The sequence below is a fragment of the Klebsiella sp. Lac1 genome (assembly GCF_009825425.1).
Taxonomy (GTDB): Bacteria; Pseudomonadota; Gammaproteobacteria; order Enterobacterales; family Enterobacteriaceae; genus Klebsiella; species Klebsiella electrica.
In genome coordinates this window covers 438856-459380 of sequence record NZ_VJZJ01000004.1, presented here as the reverse complement: position 1 = coordinate 459380, position 20525 = coordinate 438856, and the positions used below count along the sequence as shown (strand labels likewise).

18 protein-coding genes are annotated in these 20525 nt (G+C 54.3%); 11 read left to right on the top strand and 7 right to left on the bottom strand.

Going from position 1 to position 20525, the window contains the following annotated elements; genetic code table 11:
- The first annotated feature begins 49 nt into the window (after positions 1–49).
- Genes atpG through FNY10_RS24600 form a run of 3 tightly spaced genes read left to right on the top strand, consistent with a single transcriptional unit; the run spans position 50 to position 2762 of the window.
- The gene (atpG, locus tag FNY10_RS24610; RefSeq protein WP_004869218.1) at positions 50–913 is read left to right on the top strand and encodes a F0F1 ATP synthase subunit gamma; all 864 of its coding nucleotides are present in this window, start codon (positions 50–52) and stop codon (positions 911–913) included.
- A 26-nt stretch (positions 914–939) separates the two neighbouring features.
- Positions 940–2322, top strand: a complete 1383-nt coding sequence (gene atpD / locus FNY10_RS24605; RefSeq protein WP_004869217.1) for a F0F1 ATP synthase subunit beta — start codon at positions 940–942, stop codon at positions 2320–2322.
- Positions 2323–2342: 20 nt separating this feature from the next.
- Positions 2343–2762, top strand: a complete 420-nt coding sequence (locus FNY10_RS24600; RefSeq protein ID WP_004869216.1) for a F0F1 ATP synthase subunit epsilon — start codon at positions 2343–2345, stop codon at positions 2760–2762.
- 406 nt (positions 2763–3168) lie between these two features.
- Here the strand turns inward: FNY10_RS24600 and FNY10_RS24595 are convergent, their stop codons facing one another.
- A complete protein-coding gene (locus tag FNY10_RS24595; protein ID WP_160704138.1) occupies positions 3169–5340 on the bottom strand; it encodes a right-handed parallel beta-helix repeat-containing protein in 2172 nt (723 codons plus the stop codon).
- A gap of 345 nt (positions 5341–5685) precedes the next feature.
- On the opposite strand from FNY10_RS24595, the gene glmU reads away from it, so the two are divergent.
- From glmU to phoU, 7 genes are all read left to right on the top strand, one after another.
- Positions 5686–7056 carry a bifunctional UDP-N-acetylglucosamine diphosphorylase/glucosamine-1-phosphate N-acetyltransferase GlmU gene (gene glmU / locus FNY10_RS24590; RefSeq protein ID WP_160704140.1) on the top strand — a complete coding sequence of 457 codons (1371 nt, stop codon included), beginning with the start codon at positions 5686–5688 and terminating at the stop codon, positions 7054–7056.
- Between the two features lie 187 nt (positions 7057–7243).
- The gene (gene glmS / locus FNY10_RS24585; RefSeq protein WP_100684579.1) at positions 7244–9073 is read left to right on the top strand and encodes a glutamine--fructose-6-phosphate transaminase (isomerizing); all 1830 of its coding nucleotides are present in this window, start codon (positions 7244–7246) and stop codon (positions 9071–9073) included.
- A gap of 328 nt (positions 9074–9401) precedes the next feature.
- The gene (gene pstS / locus FNY10_RS24580) at positions 9402–10442 is read left to right on the top strand and encodes a phosphate ABC transporter substrate-binding protein PstS (protein ID WP_131050140.1); all 1041 of its coding nucleotides are present in this window, start codon (positions 9402–9404) and stop codon (positions 10440–10442) included.
- 184 nt (positions 10443–10626) lie between these two features.
- Positions 10627–11586, top strand: coding sequence for a phosphate ABC transporter permease PstC (pstC, locus tag FNY10_RS24575; protein WP_100684581.1), 960 nt, complete (start codon positions 10627–10629; stop codon positions 11584–11586).
- On the top strand, positions 11586–12476 hold the full coding sequence (gene pstA / locus FNY10_RS24570) for a phosphate ABC transporter permease PstA (protein ID WP_100684582.1): 891 nt from the start codon (positions 11586–11588) through the stop codon (positions 12474–12476). Before pstC ends, pstA begins: the two co-directional genes overlap by 1 nt.
- A 45-nt stretch (positions 12477–12521) precedes the next feature.
- The gene (gene pstB, locus FNY10_RS24565; RefSeq protein WP_004869200.1) at positions 12522–13295 is read left to right on the top strand and encodes a phosphate ABC transporter ATP-binding protein PstB; all 774 of its coding nucleotides are present in this window, start codon (positions 12522–12524) and stop codon (positions 13293–13295) included.
- A 51-nt stretch (positions 13296–13346) separates the two neighbouring features.
- Positions 13347–14072 (top strand): phosphate signaling complex protein PhoU, encoded by a 726-nt coding sequence (gene phoU / locus FNY10_RS24560; RefSeq protein WP_131050141.1) that lies wholly within the window; start codon positions 13347–13349, stop codon positions 14070–14072.
- Positions 14073–14148: 76 nt separating this feature from the next.
- Here phoU and yieH read toward each other — a convergent pair whose 3' ends face one another.
- The gene (gene yieH / locus FNY10_RS24555; RefSeq protein ID WP_100684583.1) at positions 14149–14814 is read right to left on the bottom strand and encodes a 6-phosphogluconate phosphatase; all 666 of its coding nucleotides are present in this window, start codon (positions 14812–14814) and stop codon (positions 14149–14151) included.
- 168 nt (positions 14815–14982) lie between these two features.
- On the opposite strand from yieH, the gene FNY10_RS24550 reads away from it, so the two are divergent.
- The gene (locus FNY10_RS24550; RefSeq protein WP_100684584.1) at positions 14983–16320 is read left to right on the top strand and encodes an NCS2 family permease; all 1338 of its coding nucleotides are present in this window, start codon (positions 14983–14985) and stop codon (positions 16318–16320) included.
- A gap of 51 nt (positions 16321–16371) precedes the next feature.
- Here the strand turns inward: FNY10_RS24550 and FNY10_RS24545 are convergent, their stop codons facing one another.
- The 5 genes from FNY10_RS24545 to FNY10_RS24525 form a co-directional block, all read right to left on the bottom strand.
- Positions 16372–16938 (bottom strand): NADPH-dependent FMN reductase, encoded by a 567-nt coding sequence (locus FNY10_RS24545; protein ID WP_131050143.1) that lies wholly within the window; start codon positions 16936–16938, stop codon positions 16372–16374.
- A gap of 37 nt (positions 16939–16975) precedes the next feature.
- The gene (locus FNY10_RS24540; protein WP_131050144.1) at positions 16976–17713 is read right to left on the bottom strand and encodes a 4'-phosphopantetheinyl transferase family protein; all 738 of its coding nucleotides are present in this window, start codon (positions 17711–17713) and stop codon (positions 16976–16978) included.
- 157 nt (positions 17714–17870) lie between these two features.
- Positions 17871–18830 carry an HTH-type transcriptional regulator YidZ gene (gene yidZ, locus FNY10_RS24535; RefSeq protein WP_131050145.1) on the bottom strand — a complete coding sequence of 320 codons (960 nt, stop codon included), beginning with the start codon at positions 18828–18830 and terminating at the stop codon, positions 17871–17873.
- Positions 18799–19983: an MFS transporter gene (locus FNY10_RS24530; RefSeq protein WP_160704142.1), complete on the bottom strand. Its 1185-nt coding sequence runs from the start codon at positions 19981–19983 to the stop codon at positions 18799–18801. Before FNY10_RS24530 ends, yidZ begins: the two co-directional genes overlap by 32 nt.
- A 118-nt stretch (positions 19984–20101) precedes the next feature.
- Positions 20102–20506 (bottom strand): GNAT family N-acetyltransferase, encoded by a 405-nt coding sequence (locus FNY10_RS24525; protein WP_131050147.1) that lies wholly within the window; start codon positions 20504–20506, stop codon positions 20102–20104.
- Positions 20507–20525: the final 19 nt, after the last annotated feature.

Genomic DNA, 20525 nt, shown 5'->3' with positions numbered 1-20525 from the left:
GTCTGGCGGCTTGCCTTAGGGCAGGCCGCAAGGCATTGAGGAGAAGTTCATGGCCGGCGCAAAAGAGATACGTAGTAAGATCGCAAGCGTCCAGAACACGCAAAAGATCACTAAAGCGATGGAAATGGTCGCCGCTTCCAAAATGCGTAAATCGCAGGAGCGCATGGCGGCCAGCCGTCCTTATGCAGATACCATGCGCAAAGTGATTGGTCACCTTGCAAACGGTAATCTGGAATATAAGCACCCGTACCTGGAAGAACGCGACGTTAAACGCGTGGGCTACCTGGTGGTGTCGACCGACCGTGGTCTGTGCGGCGGCTTGAACATTAACCTGTTCAAGAAAGTGCTGGCAGATATGAAAGTATGGTCCGATAAAGGCGTTCAGTGCGACATCGCAATGATCGGCTCTAAAGGCGTATCTTTCTTTAGTTCCGTCGGCGGCAATATTGTCGCCCAGGTGACTGGCATGGGGGATAACCCATCGCTGTCCGAACTGATCGGCCCGGTAAAAGTGATGTTGCAGGCCTATGATGAAGGCCGTCTGGACAAGCTGTACGTTGTCAGCAACAAATTTATTAATACCATGTCCCAGACTCCGACCATCACTCAGCTGCTGCCGTTACCGGCATCAGAAGATGCTGAGCTGAAGCGTAAATCCTGGGATTATCTGTATGAGCCAGACCCGAAAGCGCTGCTGGATACCCTCCTGCGCCGTTATGTCGAGTCCCAGGTTTATCAGGGCGTGGTAGAAAACCTGGCCAGCGAGCAGGCCGCACGTATGGTGGCGATGAAAGCCGCAACCGATAATGGCGGCAGCCTGATTAAAGAGCTGCAGTTGGTATACAACAAAGCTCGTCAGGCCAGCATTACTCAGGAACTCACCGAGATCGTCGGTGGTGCATCCGCGGTATAACCAGGTTAATTCGTAGAGGATTCAAGATGGCTACTGGAAAAATTGTCCAGGTAATCGGCGCCGTGGTTGACGTCGAATTCCCTCAGGATGCCGTACCGCGCGTGTACGATGCTCTTGAGGTACAGAATGGTAATGAGAGCCTGGTGCTGGAAGTTCAGCAGCAGCTCGGCGGTGGTATCGTACGTGCTATCGCCATGGGTTCTTCTGACGGTCTGCGTCGTGGTCTGGAAGTTAAAGACCTTGAGCACCCGATCGAAGTCCCGGTTGGTAAAGCAACGCTGGGCCGTATCATGAACGTGCTGGGTCAGCCGATCGATATGAAAGGCGACATCGGCGAAGAAGAGCGTTGGGCTATTCACCGTGCAGCTCCGTCCTATGAAGAGCTGTCCAGCTCTCAGGAACTGCTGGAAACCGGCATCAAAGTTATCGACCTGATGTGTCCGTTCGCTAAGGGCGGTAAAGTGGGTCTGTTCGGTGGTGCGGGCGTAGGTAAAACCGTAAACATGATGGAGCTTATCCGTAACATCGCGATCGAGCACTCCGGTTACTCCGTGTTTGCGGGCGTAGGTGAACGTACTCGTGAGGGTAACGACTTCTACCACGAAATGACCGACTCCAACGTTCTGGATAAAGTATCCCTGGTTTATGGTCAGATGAACGAGCCGCCGGGAAACCGTCTGCGCGTTGCGCTGACCGGCCTGACCATGGCTGAGAAATTCCGTGACGAAGGTCGTGACGTTCTGCTGTTCGTCGATAACATCTATCGTTATACCCTGGCCGGTACTGAAGTATCCGCACTGCTGGGTCGTATGCCTTCAGCGGTAGGTTATCAGCCGACCCTGGCGGAAGAGATGGGTGTTCTGCAGGAACGTATCACCTCCACCAAAACCGGTTCTATCACTTCCGTACAGGCCGTATACGTCCCTGCGGATGACTTGACTGACCCGTCACCAGCCACCACCTTTGCGCACTTAGATGCAACCGTGGTACTGAGCCGTCAGATCGCGTCTCTGGGTATCTACCCGGCCGTTGACCCGCTGGACTCCACCAGCCGTCAGCTGGATCCGCTGGTTGTTGGTCAGGAACACTATGACACCGCGCGTGGCGTACAGTCCCTGCTGCAACGTTATCAGGAACTGAAAGACATCATCGCCATCCTCGGTATGGATGAACTGTCTGAAGAAGACAAACTGGTGGTAGCTCGAGCGCGTAAGATTCAGCGCTTCCTGTCCCAGCCGTTCTTCGTGGCAGAAGTATTTACCGGTTCTCCGGGCAAGTACGTCTCCCTGAAAGACACCATCCGTGGCTTTAAAGGCATCATGGAAGGCGAATACGATCACCTGCCAGAGCAGGCGTTCTACATGGTCGGTTCTATCGACGAAGCCGTGGAAAAAGCCAAAAAACTTTAACGCCTTAATCGGAGGGTGATATGGCAATGACTTACCACCTGGATGTCGTCAGCGCGGAGCAGCAAATGTTCTCCGGTCTGGTCGAGAAAATCCAGGTAACGGGTAGTGAAGGTGAACTGGGGATTTACCCGGGTCACGCACCGCTGCTCACCGCCATTAAGCCTGGTATGATTCGCATCGTTAAACAGCACGGTCATGAAGAGTTTATCTATCTGTCCGGCGGCATTCTAGAAGTGCAGCCTGGTAGCGTGACCGTTCTGGCTGATACGGCTATTCGTGGCCAGGATCTCGACGAAGCGCGAGCCCTGGAATCGAAGCGTAAAGCGGAAGAGCACATTAACAGCTCTCACGGCGACGTGGATTACGCTCAGGCGTCCGCGGAACTGGCCAAAGCGATCGCCAAACTGCGCGTTATCGAGTTGACCAAAAAAGCGATGTAACACCGGCTTGAAAGTTAAAAAGCCAGTCTGGTTTCCAGGCTGGCTTTTTTTATGCTTTCGTTTCAAACTCATCAAAAATAAAATGGTATTTTAATTTTTTGTGATTGACGTCTCATTTCTGTTGATCGGTTAAAAAATGAAGCGTAGACTTGTTTTTGTGATGTGTATCACAAAACTAATTTACCAGAACACATTCTTTATCCAGGAAGTCATCATGAAACTGCTTAACAAAATCATCGCTTTCTTCAGTGCTATGAACGTCACTTTCGGTACCTTCAATCACTAAGTCGCCAGCCGCTCTGCATTTGCGCTGTACCGCTAACGACAACGACAACACATGCGGTGTGAAGCAGAACGAAAAAGGTCGCCCGGGGGCGGCCTTTGTGTTTTTCTCAGCCGGATATTGCTATCTACGGTTGAGAAAATCTCCGCTGGCAAAACTGCCATCGGCATGACGCAGCAGCGGATCCGGCAGCGTCAGGGACTGGTAATCGGCGCTCTGTATGGTTTTCCCCTCAGCGTTAACGCTTTTCCCCTCGCGAATAAAGTAGTTGTTGTCTGCTATATTGCCGACCACGGCATCATCATATTTTCCCGGCTGGCTGCGCAGTGACAGATTGTTGCTGAAGACCCCTTGAGTCTCTGGCTTACCGTAAGGGCTGGGGCGGAAGAGATAGTTAAAGCGCAGGTTATCTACCGCGACGTTATTGGCCACCACCAGCTTGCCGGGATTGAAATTATCCGTGAACCCGTCAAGATGGTTGCCGATGGCAATGCTGTGACGTATTTCGTGGGCAACCGGCTGCCCTTCCCCACCGAGTTTAAAACCGTTACTGGTGTTATTGCGGGCAATTGAATTCTCGATCACCACAACACCGTTGGCGCCGTCTTCGATTTTGTTAAACAGGTCGAATCCGTCATCGATATTGTCGTGTGAGTAGCAGCCTTGCAGGCGATTACCTTCCCCTACCCGCATTTTTACAGCGAAGCCATCGGCGTTAATCTTACCGGGATCCTCATTGCCGTAGGATTCTGAGTTCACGACCCGGTTGTAGCTGGCCCACAGCGGGCGACCAGTTTTGTCCGGGGAGGAGATCTGGATCCCGGTATCCTCGTTTTTGTAGGCGGTGACGTTCTCGATCAGGTTATGGCTGCCCTGGATGCGCAGGCTGTTGTCTGTTATTGAGATACCCTTGATATGCCAGTAGTTCGCATCCAGCAGCAGGCCATGAATAACCGCCTTGTCGTCGGCCAGCAGCGTTTTTACCTTTTCTCTGAGCCCGCTGGCCGGCAGCGGAATCACCGTTTGCGGATAATCCCCGGCGGCTAAGATAATCTTTCCGCCCGGAGGCAACAAATCGAGCGCGGTGGAGAGGTCGAGCGGAGAATCAAGCGTCCCTTTGGCGTCAGCCTGACCTTCAGGAGAGACATGCAGCGTATTCCCTTCAACGCGGGAGCTGCGTTCAACCGTCAGGCTTTGTGTGATGGGTTTTTGGCTGCTGGCGGGAGTAAAAACAATCTCGAAGGTGCTTTTCTCTTTGAGCGTCGCGGCTTGAGTAAACATCTCACCGGCCTTGACCTTTTTATTTATCCCAAGCGTCACCTCGTCCTGACGAACCGTGAAATCGCCATCGGCGCTGGCCCGCGCCTGCAATACGTAATCTGCGCTCTGGCTTTTTGCGCCCGAGGCGATTTGCATCACGACCGGCCAGGTTTTGGCAACATAGGGCTGTGAAGCAACGGTATTCGCCGGGGATGTCACCAGAGATGCATGGCTGACGGTGATTCTGGCGTTACGTGAGGCAAAAAAGCCAACGTAGTAGCTGTCTTTATCCTGTTGGGTTATCAGATCGGCATGAGGCACTGTTTGGCTGACCCACTTATCACTGCCGACCGGGGCCCATGATGTCACAAATCCCTCATTGGTACGTTCGAGTCTGAGCTGGAAGTCCGGTGTCTGCTTAAGATCGATATTCTCTTTATAGCTCAGCCGGTTGATAGTCGAGCCTGGGTTTCCCCAGGGGCGAGTGATCCCTTCCCGGGTGATAGCCTGGAGTTTGACGTGCGAGCGATCTTTTTTATCCTGAGTCATAATCGCGTTCATGACCATATTGGATGCCGCCGGAAACTCTTCGTAGCCAACCACCAAAGGTTGCTGCCGCGGCTGGCCGAGAACATCGCGAACCAACAGCCCTGCGCCCTCCTGTGCTGCCGGAAGGGCGCTATTTTCCGGACCAAATTGCTCCACCGTCACCGTGGCTTGCAGGATGAAATTCTGCCGGGCCGGAAGTTCGGTATAAAAGAAGGTCAGACCGTCATGGGAGTTGGCGATTTTTCCACCCCGACTCTCAAGCGTGACGGGGGCCTGGAGGTTGGCAGTATCCTGCGGAGCCAGTTTTTTTCCTGCTATCGTTACGTCGTTAACGCCGATCTTTTCCGGCAGCACGTTGGAGGAAAAATTCACGTCAGTTGATTGACCAAAAGCGATGCTTCGCCAGACATGCTGCTCGTCAGCCTGCAGCGGTAATGCGATAATTGTGCTGCAAAGGGCTAATGCCAAAGGTATTTTTTTATTCATTTTTTTCTCCTGGGTAAATATTGAGCAGCATTATCGTAATAATGAAATGGTGTTTCTATTTGATGCGTCACAATTAATGAATATTGAAACTATGTTTTATTTTATTGATTTGCTTTATTCAGGTGTCAAAAAAACAGGAAAAGCAGTGGGATAGCAGGGATTTATCTCCCGTATGTGGTTTTTCAGGAGATAAACTGATTTGCAGTGGTGAAAAATAGCGCCATAAAATGGTGTATAGCGTTGAGCCAGGGCGGTTTATCCTCGTCTCGTTTCATGATGAAAAATATGTAGATATTTCAACGTGAAAGGCTTTTACTTTTCGTTCTAATCGTTGTCAGGATGCGTATGTCAAACAGTGCGATGAGCGTGGTTATCCTTGCCGCAGGCAAAGGGACCCGCATGTATTCCGATCTTCCTAAGGTGCTGCACTCCCTGGCCGGGAAACCAATGGTGCAGCATGTTATTGATGCAACTAAAGATCTCGGTGCTTCGGCCGTACATCTGGTGTACGGGCACGGTGGCGATCTGCTGCGCCAGACGCTGCATGAAGATAATCTTAACTGGGTCTTACAAGCTGAACAGCTCGGTACCGGTCATGCCATGCAACAGGCGGCGCCGTTCTTCCATGATGATGAAGACATCATGATGCTGTACGGCGATGTTCCGCTGATTTCCGTTGATACGCTACAACGCCTGCGCGCGGCAAAGCCGCAGGGCGGCATTGGCCTGCTGACGGTAAAGCTGGACGATCCGAGCGGATATGGTCGCATTACCCGTGAAAACGGTCAGGTTACCGGCATCGTTGAGCATAAAGATGCCAGCGATGCGCAGCGTCAGATTCAGGAAATTAACACCGGTATTTTGATCGCGGGTGGGGCGGATTTAAAACGCTGGCTGGCGAAGCTAACGAACAACAATGTGCAGGGCGAATACTACATCACTGATATTATCGCCATGGCGTATCAGGAAGGGCGTGAAATCGTTGCCGTTCATCCGCAGCGCTTAAGCGAAGTTGAAGGGGTAAACAACCGCCTGCAGCTGTCGCGTCTGGAGCGCATTTATCAAGCCGAGCAGGCGGAAAAACTGCTGCTGGCGGGCGTGATGCTGCGCGATCCGGCGCGTTTCGATCTCCGCGGTACCCTGAAACATGGGCGCGATGTAGAGATTGATACTAACGTTATCCTCGAAGGAAACGTGGTACTGGGCGAGCGCGTGAAGATAGGCGCCGGCTGCGTGATCAAAAATAGCACCATTGGCGATGACTGTGAGATAAGCCCGTATTCGGTGGTGGAAGATGCTCATTTGCAGGCCGCCTGCACCATCGGGCCGTTCGCGCGCCTGCGTCCAGGTGCTGAACTGCTGGAAGGCGCGCATGTCGGCAACTTCGTAGAAATGAAAAAAGCGCGGCTGGGTAAAGGTTCGAAAGCCGGGCATCTCTCGTATCTCGGCGACGCGGAAATCGGCGACAATGTGAATATCGGCGCCGGTACCATTACCTGTAACTACGATGGGGCGAATAAATTTAAAACCATCATCGGCGACGATGTGTTTGTCGGTTCCGACACCCAGCTGGTGGCGCCGGTGACCGTGGGTAAAGGCGCCACGATTGCCGCCGGTACGACGGTCACGCGCGATATTGCCGACAACGAACTGGTTTTAAGCCGTGTGCCGCAGGTCCATAAACAGGGCTGGCAGCGTCCGGTGAAGAAGAAGTAATTTTTGGATTGTCGCCGGGGGGGAAACCGCCCGGCGAACCAGGATGAGAGGATCAATACAGGTCCCCGTCCGCAGGCAGGACCATAAAAATAACCCCACTCTCTACAAGGCTCGGGGCGCCCGTAATGCGGGCAAATACAGGTCAGCGACAACGCATGGCATAACGCCATTATCAGGAAATTTAACTATGTGTGGAATTGTTGGCGCAGTCGCGCAGCGTGATATTGCTGAAATCCTTCTCGAAGGTTTACGTCGTCTGGAATACCGTGGATATGACTCTGCCGGTCTGGCAGTGGTTGATAACGCCGGGCATATGTCCCGCGTTCGTCGTCTCGGTAAAGTCCAGATGCTGGCTCAGGCGGTAGAAGAGCACCCGTTACACGGTGGTACGGGCATTGCCCATACCCGCTGGGCAACGCACGGTGAGCCGTCTGAAGGTAACGCGCATCCGCATGTTTCTGAACACATTGTGGTGGTCCATAACGGTATCATCGAAAACCACGAGCCGCTGCGTGAACTCCTGCAGTCCCGCGGCTATGTCTTTGCCTCTGAGACCGACACCGAGGTGATTGCTCACCTGGTGAACTGGGAGCAGAAGCAAGGCGGCACGCTGCGTGACGCCGTTCTGCGGACTATTCCACAGCTGCGCGGTGCTTATGGCACGGTGATTATGGATGCCCGCGATCCGGGAACTCTGCTGGCTGCGCGTTCTGGTAGCCCGCTGGTTATCGGTCTGGGAATGGGGGAAAACTTCATTGCTTCCGATCAGCTGGCGCTGCTGCCGGTGACCCGCCGCTTTATCTTCCTCGAAGAGGGCGATATTGCCGAAGTGACCCGCCGCTCCGTGGTGATTTTTGATAAGTCTGGCGCGGAAGTAAAACGTCCGGATATCGAATCCAACCAGCAATATGATGCGGGCGATAAAGGTATTTATCGCCACTATATGCAAAAAGAGATTTACGAACAGCCGAATGCTATCAAAAACACCCTCACCGGGCGTATCAACCATGGTGAAGTGGATCTCAGCGAGTTGGGCGCGCATGCTAACGAAATGCTGTCTCAGGTTGAACACATCCAGATCGTGGCCTGCGGTACCTCGTATAACTCCGGCATGGTTTCTCGTTACTGGTTTGAAGCGTTGGCGGGCGTACCGTGCGATGTTGAAATCGCCTCTGAATTCCGCTATCGCAAATCGGCGGTGCGTCGCAACAGCCTGATGATCACGCTTTCCCAGTCCGGTGAGACCGCGGATACGCTGGCCGCGCTGCGTCTGTCAAAAGAGCTGGGCTATCTGGGATCGCTGGCTATTTGTAACGTGGCGAGTTCTTCTCTGGTCCGCGAGTCCGATTTGTCGCTGATGACCAAAGCGGGCACTGAGATCGGCGTAGCCTCGACCAAAGCCTTTACCACTCAGCTGACCGTATTGCTGCTGCTGGTGGCAAAACTGGCGCGTCTTAAAGGTCTGGATGCCGCCGTTGAGCATGATATCGTGCATGGGCTGCAGGCGTTGCCGAGCCGTATTGAGCAGATGCTGTCGCAGGATAAGCGTATTGAAGCGTTGGCTGAGAACTTCTCCGATAAGCACCATGCGCTGTTCCTTGGCCGTGGCGATCAGTATCCGATCGCGCTGGAAGGGGCGCTGAAGCTGAAAGAGATCTCTTATATCCACGCGGAAGCCTACGCGGCCGGTGAGCTGAAGCACGGCCCTCTGGCCCTGATTGACGCCGAAATGCCGGTGATCGTCGTGGCACCGAATAACGAATTGCTGGAGAAGCTGAAATCCAACATTGAAGAAGTTCGCGCGCGCGGCGGCCAGCTGTATGTCTTTGCCGATGGCGAGGCGGGTTTCAACAGCAGCGACAATATGCACATTATTGAAATGCCACATGTTGAAGAGGTGATTGCGCCGATCTTCTACACCGTGCCGCTACAGCTGCTGGCCTATCACGTTGCGCTGATTAAAGGCACTGACGTTGACCAGCCGCGTAACCTGGCAAAATCAGTCACCGTAGAATAAGCCAACACCTATCGTATAAGGGCTGCCATCCGGCGGCCCTTTTTTGCTTCTGGCGATCGCTTTTGTACCGCTCTGGCGGAAAAGGGTTGATGACAAACCGTCATCTTCGGCTACGATTTTTAGTGTCATAAAAAGAAAATTTTTCTGCAATCCTGCGGTCACTTAAATAAGTAACGCTATGATTCATATTGTTTTTATTTTCATCACTCCGCTGTCTTTTTGGGTGTCATAAAACTGTAATAATTCGTACATTTTACTGTCACCTCTTTGTCCTATTTTGCTCACCATAGCCTCGAAACAACGATTTACGAATCCAGCAGGAGACATTATGAACGTTATGCGTACCACCGTCGCAACAGTTGTCGCCGCGACCTTATCGATGAGCGCTTTCTCTGCATTTGCAGCTGCAAGCCTGACTGGCGCGGGCGCAACTTTCCCTGCACCGGTGTATGCCAAATGGGCTGATACCTATCAGAAAGAAACCGGCAATAAAGTGAACTACCAGGGCATTGGCTCTTCCGGTGGTGTAAAACAAATTATTGCTAACACCGTTGATTTCGGTGCTTCTGATGCTCCTCTGGCCGATGACAAACTGGCTCAGGAAGGCCTGTTCCAGTTCCCGACCGTGATTGGCGGCGTGGTTCTGGCAATCAACCTGCCTGGCGTGAAGTCGGGTGAGCTGGTTCTGGACGGTAAAACCCTGGGGGATATCTACCTCGGCAAAATTAAAAAATGGGATGACGAAGCGATCGCTAAACTCAACCCGGGCATGAAGCTGCCGTCTCAGAATATCGCCGTGGTTCGTCGCGCCGATGGTTCCGGTACTTCCTTCGTGTTCACCAGCTACCTGGCGAAAGTGAACGAAGAGTGGAAATCTAAGGTTGGTGCGGGTTCTACCGTAAACTGGCCGACCGGTCTGGGCGGTAAAGGTAACGACGGTATCGCCGCTTTCGTTCAACGTCTGCCGGGCTCCATTGGCTACGTAGAATACGCTTATGCTAAGCAGAACAACCTGGCCTACACCAAACTGCTTTCCGCAGATGGCAAGCCGGTCAGCCCGACTGAAGATAACTTCGCTAACGCGGCTAAAGGTATCGACTGGAGCAAATCCTTCGCACAGGATCTGACTAACCAGAAAGGTGAGAAAGCATGGCCGATCACCTCAACCACCTTTATCCTGGTGCACAAAGCTGCGACCAAACCAGAACAGACTGCTGAAGTGCTGAAGTTCTTCGACTGGGCGTACAAACACGGCGGTAAAGAAGCTAACGCTCTGGATTACGCAACGCTGCCGGAAAGCGTGGTTCAGCAGGTTCGCGCTGCATGGAAAACCAACGTGAAAGACAGCAGCGGTAAAGCACTGTACTAAATACCCGCCATACTTTGAGCCGCAGCTGCCTTGGCTGCACTTGCTTACCCCAGTGACATAGTGAATCTATGCTCCTGGGGATTCACAAGCTTGCTGCAACTCGAATTATTTAGGGTATAGCATTACGTTAGCCTGGAGGCTCGATAAAATGCGCGCTTCCAGGCCCAAACAGAAAGAGTAACTTATGGCTGCAACCAAGCCGGCATTTAACCCTCCGGGGAAAAAGGGTGACATAATTTTCGGCGTGCTGGTTAAACTGGCGGCGCTGATTGTGCTATTGATGCTGGGCGGCATCATCGTTTCCCTCATTATCTCTTCATGGCCAAGCATTCAGAAGTTTGGTTTTTCCTTTTTGTGGACCAAAGAGTGGGATGCGCCCAACGAGATTTTCGGTGCGCTGGTGCCTATCTACGGGACGCTGGTCACTTCATTTATTGCGCTACTGATCGCCGTTCCGGTGAGTTTTGGTATCGCGCTGTTCCTGACGGAACTCTCCCCTGCCTGGCTGAAACGCCCTCTTGGCATCGCCATTGAACTGCTGGCGGCTATCCCTAGTATCGTTTACGGCATGTGGGGCCTGTTTATCTTTGCTCCGCTTTTTGCCACCTACTTCCAGGAACCGGTGGGCAACATCTTATCGACGATTCCGTTTGTGGGCGCGCTGTTTGCCGGTCCGGCATTTGGCATCGGGATTCTGGCGGCGGGCGTCATTCTGGCCATCATGATTATTCCGTACATCGCCGCCGTTATGCGCGATGTCTTTGAACAAACGCCGGTGATGATGAAAGAGTCGGCCTACGGTATCGGCTGTACGACCTGGGAGGTCATCTGGCGTATCGTTCTGCCGTTTACCAGGAACGGGGTTATCGGCGGCGTGATGCTCGGTCTGGGGCGCGCGCTGGGTGAAACGATGGCGGTAACCTTTATTATCGGCAACACCTACCAGCTGGATAGCGCTTCGCTGTATATGCCGGGGAACAGTATTACTTCCGCGCTGGCGAATGAGTTTGCCGAAGCGGAAACCGGCCTGCACGTGGCGGCGCTGATGGAGCTGGGGCTGATTCTGTTCGTTATCACCTTTATTGTTCTGGCAGCGTCTAAATTGATGATTATGCGCCTCGCTAAGAATGAGGGGGCACGCTAATGGCAACGATCGAATTGCAAACGACCGCTGAGCTGGCGGAGTCCCGCCGTAAAATGCAGGCTAAACGCCGGCTGAAGAACCGTATCGCCCTGACGCTTTCCATGGCGACGATGGCGTTTGGTCTGTTCTGGCTGGTGTGGATCCTGATGGCCACCATTACGCGCGGCTTCGATGGAATGTCGCTGGCGTTGTTCACTGAAATGACCCCGCCGCCGAACACCGCGGGCGGTGGTCTGGCGAATGCCCTCGCCGGTAGCGGCCTGTTGATCTTGTGGTCGACGATTTTCGGTACGCCGCTGGGTATTATGGCGGGCATTTATCTGGCGGAATACGGGCGTAAGTCTGTGCTGGCGGAAGTGATTCGGTTTATTAACGATATCCTGCTTTCCGCGCCATCCATCGTGGTCGGCCTGTTCGTCTACACCATCGTGGTGGCGCAGATGCAGCACTTTTCCGGCTGGGCTGGGGTTATCGCCCTGGCGCTGCTGCAGGTGCCTATCGTGATTCGTACCACCGAAAATATGCTGAAACTGGTGCCGGACAGCCTGCGTGAAGCGGCCTATGCGCTGGGCACGCCGAAGTGGAGAATGATTTCTGCGATCACCCTGAAGGCCTCGGTTTCCGGCATCATGACGGGGATCCTGTTGGCTATCGCACGTATCGCCGGGGAAACGGCGCCGCTGCTGTTCACCGCGCTCTCCAACCAGTTCTGGAGCACCGATATGATGCAGCCGATTGCCAATCTGCCGGTGACCATTTTCAAATTTGCCATGAGTCCGTTCGCGGAGTGGCAGCAACTGGCATGGGCCGGGGTACTGATTATCACCCTGTGCGTATTGCTGCTGAACATTCTGGCGCGCGTGGTTTTCGCGAAGAATAAACACGGTTAATTTTTGCGGCGCGGCGAAATGCGGCGCCGAATGAGGAAGAGATTGATGAGTATGGCGAATGCGACCCCGGGTAAACTTTCAGTTCGTAATCTGAACTTCTACTACGGAAAATTCCATGCCCTGAAAAACATCAACCTGGATATCACCAAAAACCAGGTTACGGCGTTTATCGGCCCGTCAGGCTGCGGTAAATCGACCCTGCTGCGCACGTTCAACAAAATGTTCGAGCTCTACCCGGAGCAGCGCGCGGAAGGCGAAATCCTGCTGGATGGCGATAACATCCTGACCAATACTCAGGATATCGCTCTGCTGCGTGCCAAAGTCGGCATGGTATTCCAGAAGCCGACGCCATTCCCGATGTCGATTTATGACAATATCGCCTTTGGCGTTCGTCTGTTTGAAAAGCTGTCGCGTGCCGATATGGACGAGCGCGTGCAGTGGGCCTTGACCAAAGCCGCATTATGGAACGAAACCAAAGATAAACTGCATCAGAGCGGATATTCTCTCTCCGGCGGTCAGCAGCAGCGCCTGTGCATCGCGCGCGGCATCGCGATTCGCCCGGAAGTGCTGTTACTCGATGAGCCGTGTTCAGCGCTGGACCCGATCTCCACAGGACGCATTGAAGAGTTGATCACCGAACTGAAACAGGATTACACCGTCGTTATCGTTACCCACAACATGCAGCAGGCTGCGCGTTGTTCAGACCATACGGCATTTATGTATCTTGGCGAGCTGATTGAGTTCAGTAACACGGACGATCTGTTTACTAAGCCCGCGAAGAAACAAACTGAAGATTATATTACTGGCCGCTACGGTTGATTGCCCTTCTGCTTTCACAGGAACTAACCCGTTGGGCATTCAGGAGACACCATGGACAACCTAAATCTTAACAAACACATTTCCGGCCAGTTCAATGCAGAGCTGGAGTATATCCGCACCCAGGTATTGACCATGGGTGGGCTGGTGGAACAGCAGCTGTCTGATGCGATCACGGCGATGCATAATCAGGACAGCGTTCTGGCAAAACGCGTGATTGATGGCGATAAGCAGGTCAACATGATGGAAGTGGCTATTGATGAAGCCTGCGTGCGCATCATCGCCAAGCGTCAGCCAACCGCCAGCGACCTGCGTTTAGTCATGGCGATTATCAAGACTATCGCCGAGCTGGAACGTATTGGTGATGTGGCGGATAAAATTTGCCGCACCGCGCTGGAGAAGTTCTCCCAGCAGCACCAGCCGCTGCTGGTCAGCCTGGAATCACTGGGGCGTCATACCGTGCAGATGCTGCATGACGTGCTGGATGCCTTCGCTCGCATGGATCTTGACGAGGCCGTGCGTATCTATCGCGAAGATAAAAAGGTGGATCAGGAATATGAGGGCATCGTGCGTCAACTGATGACCTATATGATGGAAGATTCACGTACGATTCCAAGCGTGCTGACCGCGCTGTTCTGCGCCCGTTCTATCGAACGTATCGGCGATCGTTGCCAGAATATTTGCGAATATATTTTCTACTTCGTGAAGGGCCAGGATTTCCGTCACGTTGGCGGCGACGAGCTGGATAAGCTGCTGGCGGGTAAAGACCCGAAAGAGTAATCACCACGGCTCCCCGGTTGCGCTACGCTTACCGGGGCTACGGAGGCGCGGTAAGCTGCCTCCAGGGCTCCGGCAATTATCGCGTAATGTTCCAGCCACGCGCTTTCCACAATGCGGGCAGCTGCGCTAAATCGGTAAAGGTCGTCACTTTGGGATGATCGATCGGTTTGTTGTGCGGATCGGCGCAGAAGTAAAACACTTCCATTCCCGCCTCAATCCCGGACTGAGCGCCTGCGCTGGAATCATCCACCAGAATGCAGTTCTCGACGTTAACGTTCATCGCTTTTGCCGCATGGAACATCAGTGCCGGATCGGGTTTCCAGCGCTGAATATCGTAACCGCTGTACAGTCGGTCGGGAAAATGGCGCAACATGCCGGTTCTTCCCAGCGAGTGCTGCATTTTACTGACCGGGCCGTTAGAGACCACGCACATCGGCACGCTGACCGCATCCAGCAGCGTTTCCGCTCCGGCAATCGCTTCCAGTTCAGAATCGAACAGGCGCGCGACTTCGGCACGGTAGAGCGGTTCGAGCTCTGGTTTTTGTAGATTGACGCCGTACTCTTCGTTGATGGTATCGATGATCTCGTAGAGCTTTACGCCTTTGAAACGCTTAAAGATCTCGTCTAAATCCAGCGTAATGCCGAATGCTTTGAACATGTGAACATAGGCGCGCGAACAGATCACTTCGCTGTCGACCAGCGTGCCGTCGCAGTCGAAAAACAGGGCTTCTATTTGGGACATGCCGTTTCCATTTTAACAAGTTAACGTTTTCGTCCTGCCTGTTCACAAGACGCAATCGTTGCCGTACAGGCAAATACAATGAAAAAAATTACCATACAACTGCCCCCGGTGTCGCATTTTGGTATAGGATAGCGACGAATTTTCCCTCCTTTTGTTCGGAAACCGATAATGAGTCAACAACAAACCAGCCAGTCTTCTGGCCAGGGTCTGCTGGAGCGCGTATTCAAACTACGTGAGCACGGCACGACGGCACGTACCGAAGCGATAGCAGGTTTCACCACCTTTTTGACAATGGTCTACATTGTTTTCGTTAACCCACAAATTCTTGGCGTAGCGGGTATGGATACCAGCGCTGTCTTTGTGACGACCTGCCTGATCGCCGCCTTCGGTAGTATTCTGATGGGGCTGTTTGCTAACCTGCCGGTTGCGCTGGCGCCGGCAATGGGGCTGAACGCCTTCTTCGCCTTTGTCGTCGTCCAGGCGATGGGGCTGCCGTGGCAGGTGGGAATGGGCGCTATCTTCTGGGGCGCCGTCGGTCTGCTGCTGCTGACGATTTTCCGCGTACGTTACTGGATGATCGCCAATATTCCCGTCAGCCTGCGCGTGGGGATCACCAGCGGCATCGGGCTGTTTATCGGCATGATGGGGCTGAAAAATGCCGGCGTGATCGTCGCAAACAAAGACACGCTGGTGAGCATCGGCAACCTGACCTCCCATAGCGTGCTGCTGGGGATTCTCGGCTTCTTTATTATCGCTATTCTCGCCTCGCGTAATATTCATGCTGCGGTGCTGGTCTCCATCATCGTCACGACGCTGCTGGGCTGGATGCTGGGCGATGTTCACTACACCGGTATTGTTTCCGCTCCGCCGAGCATTACGTCGGTGATTGGCCATGTGGATTTGGCCGGTTCATTGAACCTCGGTCTGGCGGGGATCATCTTCTCCTTTATGCTGGTCAACCTGTTCGACTCCTCCGGAACCTTGATCGGCGTGACCGATAAAGCCGGTCTGGCCGATGAAAAAGGCAAATTCCCGCGCATGAAACAGGCGCTGTTTGTCGACAGCATCTCATCGGTGGCAGGCTCCTTTATCGGCACCTCTTCGGTGACCGCCTATATCGAATCTTCCTCCGGTGTTTCCGTGGGCGGACGTACCGGCCTGACGGCGGTGGTGGTGGGGATTCTGTTCCTGCTGGTTATCTTCCTGTCGCCGCTGGCGGGCATGGTGCCTGCGTATGCCGCAGCTGGTGCGCTGATCTATGTGGGTGTGCTGATGACATCCAGCCTGTCGCGCGTGAAGTGGGACGATCTGACGGAAGCGGTGCCGGCCTTTGTGACCGCCGTGATGATGCCGTTCAGCTTCTCGATTACCGAAGGGATTGCGTTAGGCTTTATCTCTTACTGCGTGATGAAGATAGGTACCGGTCGCCTGCGCGATCTCAGTCCGTGCGTGATTATCGTCTCGCTGCTGTTCGTGCTGAAAATCGTGTTTATCGACGCGCACTAAGCGTCGCGCATCATGAAAAGCCCGGCAGTCCACAGCGCTGCCGGGCTTTTTTTACGCTTTCACTCGCTGAATATACTCGCCAAAGGCGCTCAGCTGTCCGCTCAGATGATCGAGCGTGCTCTGATCGACCACCTCTCCCGACTGCGGATCGACCTTGTTCTGAATCACACCGCCCATAAACTCAGGTTTGTTCATCACCATCGCGTCGAGGAACACCAGAATTTGACGCAGGTGATACTGGCAGCGCGCGCCGCCAATCGCGCCCATCGAGCTGGTTTGAATCAGCACCGGTTTCCCGGACAGCGGTTGTTCTGGCAGGCGCGACAACCAGTCAATCGCGTTTTTCAGGCCGCCGGGAACGGAATAGTTATATTCGGGCGTAACGATAACAACGCCGTCGGCTTCGCGAATCTGTTGCGCAATATCCTGCACGCTTTGCGGAAATCCGTCTTCCTGCTGGATATCCGCGTCATATAACGGAATGTCGCCAATCGACGGCAGCGCTGCGATCTCCATGCCCGCCGGCGCAATGCCTGGCAGGGTGCGTGCGATCATGCCATTAAAAGACCCCTTGCGCAGACTTCCGAGTAGCGTAACAACTTTCAACGTATCAGACATGATTGCTCCTTTGCATCATGGTGGCCGGACGGACCGGTCAGTTGAGGGAGAGTGCTTTTTCTATGGGCAGGCTGGTAAAGCGCATCAGACGGGCAGAGGACTCCTTCGCGCGCACCGGTGCATCTGGCAGACTACGCCAGCCTTCCTGACTATTGTATTCCCAGACTTTAAGCCGGCCGATGGCTGGCGTAGCGGCGATCGACCAGACCAGTAGCGTTTCTGCATCGCACAGGGCTTCTACAGGCAGTATGTTGGTGGTCCGTAGCCGACCCGCTCCGGGGAGCAGCTGCAGATGGACCGGGGCTTCACAGGTCAACTTCAGCACGCTCCGGCGCAGCGCTACCAGTTGGGCGCGGGCTTCGTCAGGGTCGTTCTGGATGTTAATCCATAAATTCTCATTGCTGCTGAATACGTCGCGGTTGGCGTCGTGCAGCGGGTGGATGCCGCGCGAGGCGTGCTGAAGTTCCATATCCAGTCCGCAATCGCCTTCCGTCGTCAGGCTTACGCCGACAATGTTTCCGGCATAGGAAATGGAAAATCGGGGCAGGTGGGGATCGCGAAAAACGGGTCTGCCGTTCTCTTCGCTGATGATTTCGGGGAGCTCGCTAATGCCATACAGCATAAATAACAGTTCGGCGAGCAGTGAACGTGATGCGCGATAGCGGGCCTGGCGGTATTCTGGCAGGCGCTGTGCGGATTGATGGCAGGCCGCGGACAGTCGTGTCGATAGCGGCTCCCTGGTGCTGAGTATCCCTCTTGCAAAATGCGTTGCCATTCGTCGCTCCGTGATTAATGGTCAGAGAAAAAGTTGTGAGGATCTATTATCACCTGGTATTGATAGGTTTTAATGCGGAAATCCCCCCTTGAAAAGTGATTTGCGCGATTTTTACAATTTCTTGCGCAGTCAGACAGAGATGGCTGGAGAAATCGCGTCAGAGGGGGTCCGCATAGAGTCGCTTAAACGTTTCTCTGAGCCAGACTATCTTCGGGTTGTCGCTGTTGCGTTTGTGCCAGAGCAGGGTAAAGGGCACCCGCGTTTTCTCCAGCAATAGCGGCTCCAGCGGAAGCGGGCGCGACACCAGCGGTAGATGGTGCTGTCGGTTATAGTGATGGCAGTAACGCGGCGCGGTGGCCAGCATCGTGTGATCTGGCTGGGCGGCCATAAACAGCGATTGTTCAAACCCCGGCAGGGTTAACGCAACGGTGCGTTTATGCCCCAGATCGTGAAGAACATCGTCCAGCGCCCAGGTATCACTCTGCTCCCAGCTGATATTGATATGGGGATAGCGTAGAAAGGTCGCCAGATTCCACTCTTCATCGAGCGCCGGATGATCCGCGCGCAGCCAGACCTGAGGCAGGTCGGTAAACAGGACTTCAAAATCGATATACCACGGCAGCTGGCTGAGCTGCTCCCGTGAGCGCGGATGCGTTTCACGTCCGCAAAAGCCGATATCGACCTCACCGCGAATAATCGCATCCAGTGAGTCGTAGTCCCAGTTGCGCAAGCGGATCAGCGCCTGGGGATAGCGCTGGTAGATTTGCTGCGACAGCGAATTAAACAGAATCATCAGCAGCGGCGTTTCCGCCGCCAGTTCGAATTTCAGGCCGCTTGGCATGATGTGGTGGGGTTTGTCGAGGATCTGGTTACCCATCTGCATCCAGTCCGCCAGATCCTGCTCCATGCTGGTCATCAATGGCGTCGGCGACAGCCCGAGCGGCGTTTTGACGAATAGCGGATCGTCAAACCAGGCGCGCAGTTTAGCTAATGATTTACTCACCGCCGACGGCGAAACGTTCATGCGTTTCGCCGTGCGGGTCACGCTGAGCTCCTGGGTCAGAAGCTGCAGACAGAGTAATAAATTAAGATCGAGACTCGACAGGGGTTTCTTCATTATGTTGCGCAACCCGGACAGGGGCCGCGGCCAGAATCAGAACAAGACTCACTATGCTACAGGCAATGAGAATCCCGATCAGCATATTCATCGCACTTAACCCGATGATGGCGGCCAGCCAAATCCACAGCGACGAGCCGCAAACCTGGGCAATGCCCAGTACCGAGCTGGCAACCCCCGCCCGCAGAGTAAATGGCCCCAGGGCCTGGCTCATGGCCACGCCAAAACCCACCGAGAAGCCGGCGCAAATCAGCGCCAGACCGAGCATGGTTACCGTCTGGCTGGTGGCAAGGCTGAGCAAAGTCCCGGCAATAAAAAACATAACCTGGGACGTCAGCATCAACGTCCGCGGCTTAAACAGGGTGAGCGCAAAGGGCGTTGAGAACGACACCGTCATGCTGACCAACGCCATTAAGGCCATCGCCATCGAATAGTGTCCGCGATCGAACCCCATCTCTTCCATCATCAATACCGGGGAGACGTTAACGTAGGTGAGGATAGCCGTTACGCTGAGGGTCGTAATGACGATGCGGCTGAGGAAAAAGCGGTTCAGCAGTGACTCCATGGCAGGGTTCTGCCCGGCGAGAGTATGCGCAGGGGCCGTCGGCCGCGTTTCCCGCAGCATAAAGACCGAGAGCAGGCCGACCATCACCCCCATGCCGGTCATGGTGTAGAACAGGCTCTGCCACGGGTATTTCAGCATAATCAGGTGACCCAGAACGGGTGCCAGGACCGGGATAATGCAGGTGATGCCATTTAACAGCGACAGCACCCTGGCGCGACGGCGATCGTCGAGCGTATCGCGCAGCACGGCGAAAGCGACGACATAGCAGCTCCCGGCCCCGATGCCCTGGATAAAACGCCCCGCCAGGAAGAGATCGCTGCTCTGCGCCTGCGCACAGAGCAGCGAGGCCAGAATAAACGTCGTCGAACCGAATATGGCGACCGGTTTACGCCCGGATTTATCGGCTGCTCTGCCGGCAAACAGCATTGCGGCGGCCATGCCCGCCAGGTAAACCGAGAACGCAATATGCAGCTGCGCTTCGCTGGCACCGAGGTCCTGCGCAATACGCGGCAAACCCACCAGATACATATCGATGCCGGATGGATAGAGTAAAACCAGCGCAAAACTGCAGATAAGAAAGCGTGCCATAGGACCCCCGCAAGAATAGAGGCGTACAGGGTAATGGCTATTGCGCGGCAGTACGAGTTGCCATTTGGACAACAATGATTTCCTGAAAGGAAAAACCCTCGCTGCGTTCTGCGAGGGATTACCAGACTTTGGCCATGCCGTCGCTGGCCGGGCGCACGGAAGTAAAACCAAACTTCGCATACAGTTCGGGGACGTCGGCGACCAGCGTGACATAGGCGCCCTGGCAGGCGTTAGCGTCCAGCCAGCTGACTATCTTTTCCATGATCGCTCTGCCCAGCCCTTTTCCCTGGTGCGCAGGATCGACCGCCACATCGACGATGTCGAAATTCACCGCGCCATCGCCAACGATGCGCCCCATGCCCACGGGAACACCTTGCCAGACAATGTGCACGCCATAGCAGCTACGCGGCAGCCCTGCTTTCACCCCCTCCAGCGGGCGCGGCGACATGCCGGCGATCAGTCGTAAACGGCAAAAATCCTCTGCCGACGGGACGGTCTCGATAACGGTGTAATCAGAAGTCATGGCGGTATCCTGTAGCGAA